At 72.6% G+C, this 13,332-nt stretch carries 10 protein-coding genes and 1 pseudogene; 5 read left to right on the top strand and 6 right to left on the bottom strand.

The features are described 5' to 3' along the window. Positions 1–47: 47 nt before the first annotated feature. Positions 48–1,880, bottom strand: a complete 1,833-nt coding sequence (locus KA217_04070; protein MBP7711628.1) for an asparagine synthase — start codon at positions 1,878–1,880, stop codon at positions 48–50. Between the two features lie 81 nt (positions 1,881–1,961). Between KA217_04070 and KA217_04065 the strand changes: the two are divergent. Next, a pseudogene (locus tag KA217_04065) lies at positions 1,962–3,188 on the top strand (aminopeptidase). Here KA217_04065 and trmH read toward each other — a convergent pair. Genes trmH through KA217_04050 form a run of 3 tightly spaced genes read right to left on the bottom strand, consistent with a single transcriptional unit; the run spans position 3,147 to position 5,705 of the window. After that, positions 3,147–3,821 (bottom strand): tRNA (guanosine(18)-2'-O)-methyltransferase TrmH, encoded by a 675-nt coding sequence (trmH, locus tag KA217_04060; GenBank protein MBP7711627.1) that lies wholly within the window; start codon positions 3,819–3,821, stop codon positions 3,147–3,149. The pseudogene KA217_04065 and the gene trmH sit on opposite strands and share 42 nt — an antisense overlap. Then, entirely contained in the window at positions 3,818–5,179 is a 1,362-nt protein-coding gene (gene mpl / locus KA217_04055) for a UDP-N-acetylmuramate:L-alanyl-gamma-D-glutamyl-meso-diaminopimelate ligase (protein MBP7711626.1), read from the bottom strand. The genes trmH and mpl overlap by 4 nt, the downstream gene beginning before the upstream one ends. Before the next feature lie 4 nt (positions 5,180–5,183). Beyond that, a complete protein-coding gene (locus tag KA217_04050) occupies positions 5,184–5,705 on the bottom strand; it encodes a hypothetical protein (GenBank protein MBP7711625.1) in 522 nt (173 codons plus the stop codon). Positions 5,706–5,850: 145 nt separating this feature from the next. On the opposite strand from KA217_04050, the gene KA217_04045 reads away from it, so the two are divergent. The 3 genes from KA217_04045 to KA217_04035 are packed head-to-tail and all read left to right on the top strand — an operon-like array spanning position 5,851 to position 8,606. After that, a complete protein-coding gene (locus tag KA217_04045) occupies positions 5,851–6,750 on the top strand; it encodes a ChbG/HpnK family deacetylase (protein MBP7711624.1) in 900 nt (299 codons plus the stop codon). Further along, the gene (locus KA217_04040) at positions 6,747–7,766 is read left to right on the top strand and encodes a glycosyltransferase family 2 protein (GenBank protein MBP7711623.1); all 1,020 of its coding nucleotides are present in this window, start codon (positions 6,747–6,749) and stop codon (positions 7,764–7,766) included. Before KA217_04045 ends, KA217_04040 begins: the two co-directional genes overlap by 4 nt. Positions 7,767–7,823: 57 nt before the next feature. Next, positions 7,824–8,606, top strand: coding sequence for a zinc-dependent peptidase (locus KA217_04035; GenBank protein MBP7711622.1), 783 nt, complete (start codon positions 7,824–7,826; stop codon positions 8,604–8,606). Positions 8,607–8,717: 111 nt separating this feature from the next. Here the strand turns inward: KA217_04035 and KA217_04030 are convergent, their stop codons facing one another. Beyond that, a complete protein-coding gene (locus KA217_04030) occupies positions 8,718–9,461 on the bottom strand; it encodes a TerC family protein (GenBank protein ID MBP7711621.1) in 744 nt (247 codons plus the stop codon). An 86-nt stretch (positions 9,462–9,547) separates the two neighbouring features. Here KA217_04030 and KA217_04025 point away from each other — a divergent pair, with 86 nt between their 5' ends. Further along, complete coding sequence (locus KA217_04025; protein MBP7711620.1) at positions 9,548–10,819, top strand: aminotransferase class I/II-fold pyridoxal phosphate-dependent enzyme; 1,272 nt, start codon at positions 9,548–9,550, stop codon at positions 10,817–10,819. Between the two features lie 17 nt (positions 10,820–10,836). Here the strand turns inward: KA217_04025 and KA217_04020 are convergent, their stop codons facing one another. Continuing rightward, positions 10,837–13,314: an EAL domain-containing protein gene (locus tag KA217_04020; GenBank protein ID MBP7711619.1), complete on the bottom strand. Its 2,478-nt coding sequence runs from the start codon at positions 13,312–13,314 to the stop codon at positions 10,837–10,839. Positions 13,315–13,332 lie beyond the last annotated feature (18 nt).

The raw sequence follows: 13,332 nt of genomic DNA, 5'->3' as shown, positions 1-13,332 counted from the left end.
CACGGCCCCACGCCCTGGCGGTGGGCCCGGGGGTGGGGCGTCGCCCTCTAGAGCCCCCGCGAGCGCAGCCACTGCTCGAGCATCATCAGGATCCACAGCAGCTCGCCGTAGAAGACGGGCGTGTCGTTGCGGTGCAGATCGATCGCCCGCTCGAGGAAATCGGCGCGGACGTAGGGCCGGTTGCGCAGGGCGAGCACGCTGTCGTAGGCCATCTCCTGCAGCGCGCGGTGGCTCGTGATCCAGACCGCGAAGGGCAGCCCGAAGCCGTGCTTCTTCTTGGCCAGGGTCTCGGGCGGCAGGAACCCGCGCATCGCCTCCTTGTAGAAGTAGCGCAGCCGCCCGGGCTTGAGCTTGAGGTGGCTCGGAACCCGGCAGGAGAGCTCCACCACCGCGTCGTCGAGCATCGGGTAGACGACCTCGACGCCGGCCGCTTCGCACATGCGGTTGACCTTGACCAGGTCGTTGTCCTGGAGGGTCTTCTTCCAGTCGAGGAAGAGCATGCGGTTCACCGTGCTGGCGCCGGGCACCGCGTCCCAGAGCGCGTGCATGGCCCGGGACGGCGCCTCGACGTCGACGCTCGCCAGGAACTCGGGCTGGAAGATCTCGGCCAGAGGGTGGCGGTTGAGATAGCTGTAGGTGTCGAAGCGATCCGGAAGCCGGACCAGGGCCTGGCGCACGTAGCTCACGCCCTTCTTGAGGAGCGGGACGCGCTCGAAGAGCGGGACGCCGAGGAGCAGCGGCTCGAGGAGGCCCCGGCGCAGCGCCTCCGGCAGCCGGAAGTAGGCCTCGAAGACCATCTGCTTGCCGTAGCGCTCGTTGCCGGCGAAGAGCTCGTCGCCGCCGTCGCCCGCGATGAGGCGGGTGACGCCGTCGGCGCGCGCCGCGCGGGCGCAGAAGTAGGCGGCGAGGGCCGAGGAGTTGCCGAAGGGCTCGTCACAGTGCTCGGCGACGGTGGTGATGGCGGTGAGCGCGTCGTCGGGCGAGACGATGACGTCGTGCTGGGTGGTGCGGAACCAGTCCGCGGTGATGTGCGCGTAGGGCAGCTCGTTGTAGCGCTCTTCGGCGAAGCCGACCGAATAGGTGTGTGCCGCCCCGGGCCGGACCCGGGCGAGGAGGCCGGCGACGGTGGAGCTGTCGAGCCCGCCGCTGAGGAACGCCCCGACCGCGGGGAGGTCGCAGTAGCGGGCGACGTCGGTCTGCAGGTGCCCCAGCAGCTCCTCGCCGGCCTGCCGCAGCGAGGCGTCGAGGCTCGTCTGCCCCTGGCGGTCCCAGGTCTCGAGGAAGGTGGGCCGCCAGTAGGGCCGGACCTCCACCGAGCCCGGGCGGAAGGCGAGGTAGTGGGCGCCCTCGAGCTTGGTGACCCCGGCGTACACGGTGCCGGGGCTCGGGATCATGTGGAAGTAGAGGTACTGGAAGAGGGCGTCGTGGGAGAGCGCGCGCGGCACGCCGGGGAAGGCGACCACGGCGTCCGCCGAGGAGCCGAAGGCGAGGGCGTCGCCGACCCGGGCGTAGTAGAGGTGGTGCTGGCCGATGCGGTCGATGGCGAGGAGCCCCGCGCGCGCGGCGCTGTCGTAGACGGCGAGCGTGAAGGCGCCGCGCAGGCGCTCGAGGAGGCGCGGGCCCTCCTGGCGATAGAGTCTCGCGGCGCGGACGGCGGGGTCCTCGGGCGCCGTGCGGTCCGAAGGGCTCGCAACCGTCCCCCCGGCGCCGGGGGTGGCCCCTGCGCGGGCCCCGGCGGGGGCGCCGTCGGCCCAATAGGGCCATCCGGAGAGGGCGACCAGGACGCCGTCGACCTGCGCGGTCCAGCGTCCGGTGACGGCGCTGGCCCCGTCGATGATCGAGTCGAGGCCTGAGAGCGCCGGTGGCGCCTCGGCGGCCATCGCGGTGAGCCGTCCCCGGGCGGCCTCCGCCGACCCGCCCTCGAAGAATCCGCACAGCCAGTTCACGGTGTCAGGTCTCCCATGGTCCGTCCTGCCCTTCGAAACGTATCGGCCCACCGGGGATTTCCCTCAGGTGGGGGCCGTCGTGCCGAGGCTCCCCCGGGGCTCGGCCGAGCTGCGCCCAGGGTGGCCGTTGTCCCCGCCTGCCCGTTCGGTCAAGCTTCGCCCGTGGGCTCCGATGGGTTGGCGCATCCCGTCCGCCGCGTCCGCGGGTGGTCCCGGCCCGTGGGCGTGGCCCTGCTCGGCCTCCTCGCCTGCGGCTGCGCCGAGCTCTCCTACTACGCTGGCTCAGTCTCCGGGCACGGTGCTCTCCTGGCCGCACGCGAGCCCATCGGTTGGCTCGTCTCCGACCCGGCGACCCCGCAGCGGCTCCGCGCCCGGCTCGAGTATGCGTCGTCGGCGCGGGACTTCGCGAGCGGGGCCCTCGGCCTGCCCGACAACGGCAGCTACCGCACGTACGCCGACCTCGGCCGGCGCCACGTCGCCTGGGCCGTCGTCGCCACCCCCGAGCTCTCCCTGACGCCCCGGTCCTGGTGTTTCCCCGTGGCGGGCTGCGTGGCCTACCGGGGCTACTTCGAGGAGGCCGAGGCACTGCGCTTTGCCGAGGGGCTGCGGGCCGGGGGGCAGGACGTCCACGTCGGCGGCGTGGCCGCCTACTCGACGCTCGGCTGGTTCGACGACCCCCTGCCGAGCGGGGTCGTGGACTGGCCGGACGCCGAGCTCGCGGGGCTCATCTTCCACGAGTTGGCGCACCAGGTGGTGTACGTGCGCGACGACACCGCCTTCAACGAGGCCTTCGCGGTGACCGTGGAGGAGGAGGGGGTGCGCCGCTGGCTCGCCGCTGCGGGCGCGGGGGAGGCGGTCCGGGCGTTCGATGAGTCCCGGGAGCGGCGCCGGGCGTTCCTGGGGGAGGTCTTCGCCGCGCGGGGGCGGCTCGCGGGGATTTACGCCTCCGGCGCCCCGCCCGAGGCCATGCGGCGCGAAAAGGCGGCGGTGTTCGCGGAGCTGCACGCGGCCTGTGGGCGGCTCGCCCTCACCGAGTGGGAGCGGGCGCGCTACCGGCGCTGGTGCTCGGAGGTCCCGAACAACGCCCGCGTCGCCGCGATCTCCACCTATCACGAGCTGGTCCCGGCCTTCCGCGCGCTCCTCGAGCGGCAGGGGGGCGACCTTCCGGGGTTCTATCGGGCGGTGCGCGAGCTCGCGCGCCTACCCCGGGAGGAGCGGCGGGTGCGGTTGCTGGGCGATGGTGCCGTCCTCCTCCACCTCGGGGAACGGCAGGCCCATCCTGCGGCAGTAGTCGGCCACGTCGGGCTGGAGCCACTCCACGAGGGTCTCGTGGCGCAGGCGGGGGTCGAGGCGGGGCGCGTCGTAGAGCCCGGCCGCGGCGCGCTGGCGCTGGGCCTCGTAGAGGAGGACGGCGGCGGCGACCGAGACGTTGAGCGACGGGACCATGCCCGCGAGCGGGATGAGGACGGTCGCGTCGGCCAGGGCCAGGGCCTCCTCACTCACCCCCAGGAGCTCGGCCCCGAGCAGGAGCGCGGTGGGGCGCGTGTAGTCGATGGCGCGGAAGTCGGTCGCCCCCGCGGCGGGGTGCGCCGCGACGATGGCGTGCCCGCTCGCCTTCAGGTGGGCGATGGCGGCCTCCACGCTGGGGTGGGTGCGCACGTACACCCAGCGGTCGGTCCCGGCCGCCCGCCCCTGGTGGGGCCGCAGCCGCGCCGAGGGCCACACGGCGTGCGCCTCGAACACCCCCACCGCGTCGCAGGTCCGCAGGATCGCCGAGAAGTTGTGGGGCTTGTGGACGTTGTCGAGCAGCACCGTCAGGTCGGGCTGGCGGCGGTCGAGGACCTCGCGGGCCCGGAGGTGCCGGTGCCGGGTCACGGACCCTTCTTGCCGAGGGCCTCGAGGAGCTTGCCGTGCAGGCCCCCGAAGGCGCCGTTGCTCATCACGACGAGGTGGTCCCCGGGACGCGCGATCTCGACCAGATGCTGGACGATGGCCTCCAGATCCCCGAAGACTCTCCCCCGCTCCCCGAGCGGGGCGATCGCCGCCCCGGCGTCCCAGCCGAGGTCCGCTGGGGCGTAGAGCACCACGAGGTCCGCGACCCCGAGGGCCCGGGCGAGCTGGTCGCGGTGCACGCCGAGGCGCATGGTGTTCGAGCGCGGCTCGAGGACGGCGACGACCCGCGCGCCGCCCACGTGCCGGCGCAGGCCTTCGAGTGTGGTCCGGATGGCCGTGGGGTGGTGGGCGAAGTCGTCGTAGACGGTGACGCCGTTCACCCGGCCCCGGGCCTCGAGCCGACGGCGCACGTTGCGGAAGCCCGCGAGCGCGGCGCAGGCGCGCGCGGGGTCCACCCCGGCGTGGCGGGCCGCGGCGATGGCCGACAGCGCGTTCGCGACGTTGTGGTCCCCGAGGAGGTCCCACGCCACCCGCCCGACTGGCTGTCCGGCCCAGAGGACCTCGAACCGGCTGCCATCCGGGTCCAGGAGGTGCGCCTCCCAGCCCTGCGGGGTGCCGGTCTCCTCGACCGCGGTCCAGCAGCCCATGGCGAGCACCCGGTCGAGGGCGGCGTCGCCGGCGGGGCGGATGATCCGCCCGGTGCCCGGAACGGTCCGCACGAGGTGGTGGAACTGGCGCTCGATCGCGGCGAGATCCGGGAAGATGTCCGCGTGATCGTACTCGAGGTTGTTCAGGACCGCGGTCCGCGGGTGGTAGTGCACGAACTTGGACCGCTTGTCGAAAAAGGCGGTGTCGTACTCGTCCGCCTCCACCACGAAGCAGCGCCCGCCACCGAGGCGCGCCGAGACCCCGAAGTCGACCGGCACGCCCCCGATGAGGAAGCCGGGGTCGAGCCCCGCCTCGTCCAGGATCCGCGCGAGCATGCTGCTGGTGGTGGTCTTGCCGTGGGTGCCGGCGACGGCGAGCACCCAGCGCTCGCGCAGGACCTGCTCGGCGAGCCACTGGGGGCCGGAGGTGTAGGGCAGGCCCTGGTCGAGCACGTGCTCCACCATGGGGTTGCCCCGGGAGAGCGCGTTGCCCACCACGACCACGTCCGGCGCGGGTGTGAGCGCCGCGGGGTCCCAGCCCTCCGTGAGCGCGATGCCCGCGGCGGCGAGCTGGTCGCTCATGGGGGGGTACACGTTGGCGTCCGAGCCGGTTACCCGGTGGCCGCGCGCGCGGGCGAGGAGCGCGACGCCGCCCATGAAGGTCCCGCAGATCCCCAGGATGTGGAGGTGCACCCGGCTACTCGGCGAGGGGGAACAGGGCGTCCTGGACGCTGACGGCGACCCAGTAGAAGACGATGGCGATCAGCACCCCGACGATGAGCGGCGCCGAGAGGGCGCGGCGCAGGATGTGCCCGGTGACCACCAGGCTCCAGATGACGAGGCCGAGGAGCGCAAACGCCGGGAGGCCCGCCGTCGCCCCCGCGCTGTCGACCTGCTCGTGGGCGAGCCACCAGGTGGGGACGATGGCGAGGACCGCGATGAGGAATCCCGTTCCGCCGAGGGCCGAGAGCGTCTGCGTCAGGCGCGACTGGCGGCTCTGGAGGTAGAGCAGCGACGTGGTCAGCAGGGCGAGCAGCGCGGTGTCGGCGACCCCGAGCGCGAGCGCGGCGAGCGGCGGCTGGTAGGCGAGCGCCAGCACGAAGCCCGAGAGGGCGTGGAGCGCGAGGGTCAGGTAGAGCAGGAACGGGGCGAGGGGAAGGTCCTGGGGTCCCTTGCGCAGCAGGAGCATCTCGAGAAAGACGCGGATCAGTCGGTCCAAGGCCCGCTCCCCCACTCCCCCAGGTTCACCGGCCCCAGGCGGGCCGGCGGCAGGACGCCATCATAACGCAAAGCCCGGGGGCGCGACCCGCGCGGGGGCAGGCCGGTATTGAGCGCCGCCGATCCGCCGCCTTAGGATAGGGCCGATGCTCCCCGCCGCACCCTTGCAGCCGCCGCGGCTCGTGGTCAACGCCGACGACTACGGCTATTTCACCGCGGTGACCCGGGGGATCCTGGAGACCCTCGACGCGGGGTCGGTCACGGCGACCGGGGTCCTCGCCAACGGCCCGGCCCTCGCGCAGTACGCCGGGGCGCTGCGCGAGCGCCCCGGGGTCGACGTGGGCGTGCACCTGAACCTCACGCTCGGCGAGCCCCTCACCGCGGGCCTGCGCAGGCGCCTCGGCGCGAGCGGCGGGCGTTTCGCCGGGCGGGCCGGCCTCCTTGCGGCCCTGGCGACGGGGCGGTTCCCGCTCGCCGACGTGGTGGCGGAGCTCCGGGCCCAGGTCGAGCTCTGCCTCGCCCTCGGGCTCGCCCCGCGCTTCCTGAACGGCCACGAGCACGTGCACATGCTCCCCGGCATCCTGCCCCGGGTGGGGGCGCTCGCCGCGGAATACGGAATCCCCCACGTGCGCTTCGTCACCCCGGAGTGGCGGACCGGGGGCCTCGCCCCGGGGCCGCTGGCGCGCAACGCCGTCCTGCAGGCCCTCGCGCTGCTGCAGCGCGGCTCGCGCCCCGGTGGTGGGCCGACCCTCCTCGGCGCCGGGGTGAGCGGGCGCCTGACCCGGGAGGCCCTGGAGGCGCGCCTCGCCCACCTGGCGCCCGGGCGGGACTACGAGCTGATGTGCCACCCCGGCTATCGGGACCCGGAGGAGGTGGGCGACCCCGCGCTGCTCGCCTTCCACGGCTGGGACGAGGAGCGCGAGCTGCTCACCGGCCCGGGGCTGCGGACCCTGTGCGCGGCCCGGGGCGTGCGCCTGGTGCGGTTCCGGGACCTGGAAGGCGGCCCGGGGCAGTCCCGGGAAGACCCCATCGGGAGGATGCCATGAGCGAGTCGTCGTCTGCCGTGTCCCCGGTCCCCGGCGCGCCGGAGGGGGGACGCCGGCGCCTGAGCGTGGTCATTCCGGCCAAGGACGAGCGGGAGGGCCTCGAGGCGCTCTTCGCCGCGGTGTACGCGGCCCTCGGCGCGTGCGGCGGTCTCGAGCACGAGGTCATCCTCGTGGACGACGGCAGCCGCGACGGCACCTTCGAGCGGCTGCGGGAGCTCCTGCCGCGCTACCCGGGCCTGCGCGGGGTGCGGCTCAGCCGGAACTTCGGCAAGGAGGCGGCGCTGCTCGCCGGCCTGCGGGCCGCGACGGGCGACGCCGTCATCACCATGGACGCCGACCTGCAGCACCCCCCGGCGGTCATCCCGGAGATGGTCGCCCGCTGGCGGGCCGGGGCGAAGGTGGTCCACGGGGTCAAGAGCCGGCCCTCCGGCGCGAGGCGCCGGGACCGCTTCGCCTCCTCCGCGTTCAACCGCCTGATGCGCTACCTCGCCGGGATCGAGATGCGGCGTGCCTCCGATTTCACGCTGCTGGACCGGGTGGCGGCCGACGTCGTCGTGCGCGAGCTCCCGGAGCGCAAGCGCTTCTACCGGGCGCTGACCCGCTGGGTCGGCTTCCGCCAGGAGAGCGTGGTCTTCGACGTACCGCCGCGGGAGAAGGGCAGCAGCGCCTGGTCCTCGACGCGGCTGATCGACCTGGCCGCGACCGGCATCGTGTCGTTCACCAGCCTGCCGCTGCGCCTGGTGACCTTCCTCGGGTTTGCCACCCTGGTGTTCGCGGGGCTCCTGATGGCCGAGACGCTGTGGTCCTGGTTCACGGGGACCGCGGTCTCGGGCTACGCGACCGTCGAGATCACGCTGCTCCTCATCGGCAGCTCGGTCATGATCAGCCTCGGCATCCTCGGCGAGTACGTGGCCCGCATCTACGACGAGGTGAAGGCCCGCCCCGGCTACGTCGTCGAGGAGGAGCTGGGCGGCGTGCTCCGGCCGGACTCCCCGCCGCCCCCGCCCCGTGCCTAGGGCGGGCAGGGCCTGGCGAGGGGGCAGTCCGCCGGCGGTGAAGCCGGCGGAGGCCCCGTGCTCGCGCGGCTGAGGCGCTGGTGGCAGGGATCCCGGGGGGGTGAGGCCTTCGAAGACGGCGAGTGGGACTCGCTCGCCGGGCGTCTGCCGCTCCTCGAGGGCTGGTCGGCGGAGGACCTCGCCCGCCTGCGGGCGCTCGCCGGGGACTTCCTGCGGCGCAAGGTGATCCAGGGCGCGGGCGGCCTCGAGGTCGACGACACGATGCGCCGGCTCGTCGCGGTGCAGGCCTGCGTGCCGGTCCTGCACCTGGGGCTCGACGGGTACTCGGGGTGGGTGTCGGTCATCGTCTATCCGGACGAGTTCGTCGCCCGCCAGGAGTGGGTCGACGAGGACGGCGTGGCCCACGAGGCCGAGCGCGAGCTCTCGGGGGAAGCTTGGCCCGAGGGCCCCGCGATCCTCTCCTGGACGGACGTGGAGCTCGGGGCCGACGGCGAGGACTGGGGCAACGTGGTCGTCCACGAGATGGCCCACAAGCTCGATCTGCTGAACGGCGAGGCCAACGGCATGCCGCCCCTGCACCCCGGGATGTCCCGCTCCGCCTGGACCGCGGCCTTCTCGAGCGCCTTCGAGGACTTCTCGGAGAGGGTCGAGCGGGGAGAGGAGGTCCTCATCGACGACTACGCCGCGGACGACCCGGGCGAGTTCTTCGCGGTGATGTCGGAGGCCTTCTTCCTCCACCCCCGTGACGTGCAGGAGACCTACCCCGAGGTGTACGGGCAGCTCGTGGCGTTCTACCGCCAGGACCCGGGTCGGCGGCTGGGCCGTGAGGGCCGGATGTGAGGGCCGGATGTGAGGGCCGGCTGTGAGGGGCCGGCTGTGAGGGCCGGGGCGTGGAGGCCCCCGGCGCCGGGGGCCTCCACCGTCCCGAACGCTTCGCCGTCCCGGGACCTCTCAGGACTCCGGCAGTTGGCGGTGCAGGTGGACCGGCACCGCGGCGCGCTTGCGGACCTGGAGGTTCAGCATCTCCACCACCACCGAGAAGGCCATCGCGAAGTAGATGTAACCGCGCGGGATGTGGAACTCGAAGCCCTCGCCGATGAGGGCGACGCCGACCACGATGAGGAAGCTGAGTGCAAGCATCTTCACGGTCGGGTGGGTGTCGATGAAGTCGCTGATGGACTTCGCTGCGACCATCATCACGAGGACCGCGACGACGATGGCGAGCACCATGATCGAGACCTGCTGCACCAGGCCGACCGCGGTGATGACCGAGTCGAGGGAGAAGACGATGTCGATGAGGGCGATCTGGATCAGCACGGCCCCGAAGCTCGCCGCCTGCACCGCCTTCGGGCCCTCGTCCGCCCCCTCGAGGCTGTTGTGGATCTCGAGGGTCGCCTTCGCCAGCAGGAACGCGCCGCCGCCGATGAGGATGACGTCGCGCCAGGAGACCCCGTGCCCGAGGACCGTGACGATGGGGGCGGTCAGGCTCATCAGCCAGGTGAGGGAGAGCAGGAGCGCGATCCGGGAGCCCATGGCGAGCCCGAGGCCGAGCACACGGGCGGACTGCCGGCGCTCCGGGGGCAGGCGGCCCACCAGGATGGAGAGGAAGATGATGTTGTCGATCCCGAGCACAATCTCGAGGGCGGTCAGCGTCAGGAGCGCGACCCAGGCCTCGGGTTGGAGGAGCCAGTCCATGCGGGGCACCTGTCGGTTGAGTTCCAGCCTGATAGTCTAATACGCCGCAGGCCCGACGACGGGCGCAGGGCAGAGGAGAGGGCACAGTGAAGATAGAGACGATCGCCATCCACGGCGGCTACATGCCGGAGCCCACCACGCGGGCCGCGGCCGTGCCCATCTACCAGACTACCTCCTACACCTTCGACGACACCCAGCACGGGGCCGATCTCTTCGATCTCAAGGTCCCGGGCAACATCTACACGCGGATCATGAACCCCACCACCGCGGTGCTCGAGCAGCGCGTGGCGGAGATGGAGGGGGGAGTGGGGGCGCTCGCGGTGGCCTCGGGGATGTCGGCGATCACCTACGCCATCTTCACCCTCGCCGAGGCGGGCGACAACATCGTCACGACCTCGCAGCTCTACGGCGGCACCTACAACCTCTTCGCACACACCCTCCCGCGCTTCGGGATCGAGGCGCGCTTCGCGGACTACCGGGACGTCGAGGGCATCGCGCGGCTCATCGACGGGCGCACGAAGGCGGTCTTCTGCGAGTCGATCGGCAACCCCGCGGGGAACGTGGTCGACTTCGGGGCGCTCGCCGAGGTGGCGCACGCGCGCGGCGTCCCGCTCATCGTGGACAACACGGTGCCCACGCCCTACCTGTGCCGGCCCCTCGAGCACGGCGCGGACGTGGTGGTGCACGCGCTCACCAAGTACATGGGCGGACACGGCACCACGCTCGGGGGCGCCATCGTCGACGGGGGCCGCTTCCCCTGGGCCGAGCAGCGGGGGCGCTTCCCGCGCATGAACGAGCCGGACGCCTCCTACCACGGCGTCGTCTACACCGAGGCCTTCGGGCCTGCGGCCTTCATCGGCCGCGCGCGGGTGGTGCCGCTGCGCAACATGGGCGCGGCGATCTCGCCCTTCAACTCCTTCCTCATCCTGCAGGGGATCGAGACGCTGCCGGTGCGCATGGACCGGCACTGCGAGAACGCGCTCGCCGTCGCGCGCTACCTGCAGGGCCACCCCCGGGTGAGCTGGGTGCGGTACGCGGGGCTCGAGGACCACCCCGACCACGGCGTGCTGCAGCGCTACATGGGCGGGCGGGCCGCGAGCATCCTGAGCTTCGGGATCCTGGGCGGGGCGCCGGCCGGTGCGCGCTTCATCGACGCCCTGAGGCTGGTCGTGCGCCTCGTGAACATCGGGGACGCGAAGTCGCTCGCCTGCCACCCGGCGACCACGACCCACCGCCAGCTCTCGCCGGCGGAGCTCGCCCGGGCGGGGGTGACGCCCGACCTCGTGCGGCTCTCCATCGGGATCGAGCACATCGACGACATCCTCGCGGACATCGACCAGGCCCTCGCCGCGGCGTAGGGCTCAGGGCTCAGGGCTCAGGCGGAGAGCTGCTGGTCGGCTGCGCCGCGGAACGCGGCGGCGGAGGCTTCGCGCAGGGGGGCGGGCTTGCCGAGGGCCCAGCCCTGGGCGTAGTCGACGCCGAGGTCAGCGAGCGCGTGCAGCGTTTCGCGGTTCTCGACGAATTCCGCGATCGTGCGGATCCCCATCCGGTGGCCCACCTCGTTGATGGCGGCGACCATCGCCCGGTCGTAGGGGTCGTGGAGCATGTCGCGCACGAAGCTGCCGTCGATCTTCAGGTAGTCGACGGGGAGGTTCTTCAGGTAGGCGAAGGACGACAGTCCGCTGCCGAAGTCGTCGAGCGCGAACCAGCAGCCCATCGCCCGCAGCTCCCGGATGAACTGCGAGGCGGTCGCCTGATTGGCGATGGCGGCGGTCTCCGTGATCTCGAAGCACACCGTGTCGTGGGGCACCCGGAAGCGCTCGAACTGCTCGCGGATGAAGGCGAGGAAGTTGTCGTCGCTCAGTGTCGTCCCCGACAGGTTGATGCTGAGCAGCACGCCCTCGAGGCTCGGCTGGCTCGCGAGCCAGCGGAAGCAGTGGTGCACCACCCACCGGTCGATGGTCGGCATCAGGTTGTAGCGCTCGGCCGCCGGCAGGAACGCCGCCGGGGAGACCAGCTCGCCGCGCTCGTCGCGCATGCGCACCAGGATCTCCACCGAGTGCCGGAGGTTGTCCTCGGTCTGCACGGCGACGATGTCCTGGCAGAAGAGCTCGAGCCGGTCCTCGCCGATCGCCTGCGTGATCCGCGACACCCACTGCATCTCGCCGTGGCGGCGCGCCAGGTCGAGGTCGGAATCCTGGTAGACGTGGATCCGGTTGCGGCCGAGGTCCTTTGCGGCGTAGCAGGCGACGTCCGCCGCGCTGAGGATGCTGCCCACGGTCTCGCGCTCGCCCGTGACCGCCACGATGCCGATGCTGACCCCGATCTCGAACGTCTTGTCCTCCCACAGGAACCGGCAGTCGCGCACCGACGCACGCAGGGCCTCGGCGATCTCGATGCCCTGGGGCAGCGGGCAGCCCTCGAGCAGTACGCCGAACTCGTCGCCCCCGAGGCGTGCGAGGGCGTCAGACTCGCGCAGGCGCCCGTGCATGAGCGCCGCCAGCTGGCGCAGCAGATCGTCGCCCGCGGCGTGTCCGCAGGTGTCGTTGACGATCTTGAACTGGTCGAGGTCCATGTAGAGGCAGATGTGCTGACGCGACTCGCTCTGCGCGACCGCCAGCGCGTGGGCCAGGCGGTTCTCGAACTCCCGCCGGTTGAGGAGCCCGGTCACGGTGTCGTGGCTCGCCTGGTAGGCGAGGCGCCGCGCGAGGCTCCGGGTCTCGGTCACGTCGCGGAACACCAGCACCGACCCGAGCGTGTCCCCGCGGGGGCCGCGGATCGGGGTCACCGTCTGGGTCACCGAGAACTCCTCGCCGTCGCGCCGGCGCAGGAGCTGCGGCTCGCGGGTCTGCAGCACCAGATCGACCTGGCAGGCGGTCTCCCCCAGCCCGCCGACGGGCTCCCGGGTGGCCTCGTCGAGCAGGGTGTAGATCTTCCCCAGGGGTTGCCCCTTCGCCTCCTCCAGGCTCCACCCGGTCAGGCGCTCGGCGCTCGGGTTCAGGTAGTCGACGCAGCCGCAAGTGTCCGTGGTGACGACGCCGTCGCCGATCGAGTGCAGCGTGACCTGCGCGCGCTCCTTCTCGCGCAGCAGCTCCGCCTCGGCGCGCATGCGGTCGCCGGTCTCGGACTCGAGCTCCCGGTTCACGCGCGAGACGCGCTCGAGCAGCCGCGCCCGGTCGCTCGCGAGGGCAAAGGAGCGTAGCAGGGTGTGCTCGAAGCTGCCGGAAACGGAGAACAGCACCACCCCGAGGATGAGCAGCATCACCCCCATGCTGACGAGCACGGCCTCCGGGGCGAGCAGCGAGCGTACCGTGAGGGGCAGCAGACAGGGCACGAGGAAGGCGGTGTAGACGGAGCCGACCGCGCCGTTGTTGGAGACCGCTGCGGTGGCGACGCCCACCAGCATGGCATAGACGAGCAGCTGGTAGGACAGCGGCCAGCCGAAGTCGAGAAAGAGGGCGAGCGATCCCCAGGCAACGCCGGCGGCGAGCCCCCCGAGCCGGTAGGCCGTGAGCCAGCGTCCACTCAGCTGTTGGGCCGGTTCCTGGCGCCGGAATGCGGTGAACAGCCAGAGCCGGAGCACCGTGATCACCGTGAGCGTCACCCACCAGGCAAGGAGCGGCAGGGCCGGCCCTGGACCGGCCAGCACGCCCGCGGTGACCGCGGCGATGAACACGCTGGCGAGGAGCGGGGCAGGGGACTGGGCGTAGAGGAGCCGGACCTGCTCCGGGCGAAACTCGGCAGGATCCCGGCGAGCCGCGGACGTCCGCGTCGTCTCCGGCAACGCTCGAATGGGGTCGGTTGCGGGTGCGACCATGCGCCGGTGGGGCCGATCCAACCTCGTGCTGGTCAACAGGCCCTCGCCCCGTCG

Source organism: Gammaproteobacteria bacterium (assembly GCA_017999615.1).
GTDB lineage: Bacteria > Pseudomonadota > Gammaproteobacteria > JAABTG01 > JAABTG01 > JAGNLM01.
Note: the sequence above shows the minus strand (reverse complement) of the source record. Positions and strands in the feature narration are given on the sequence as shown.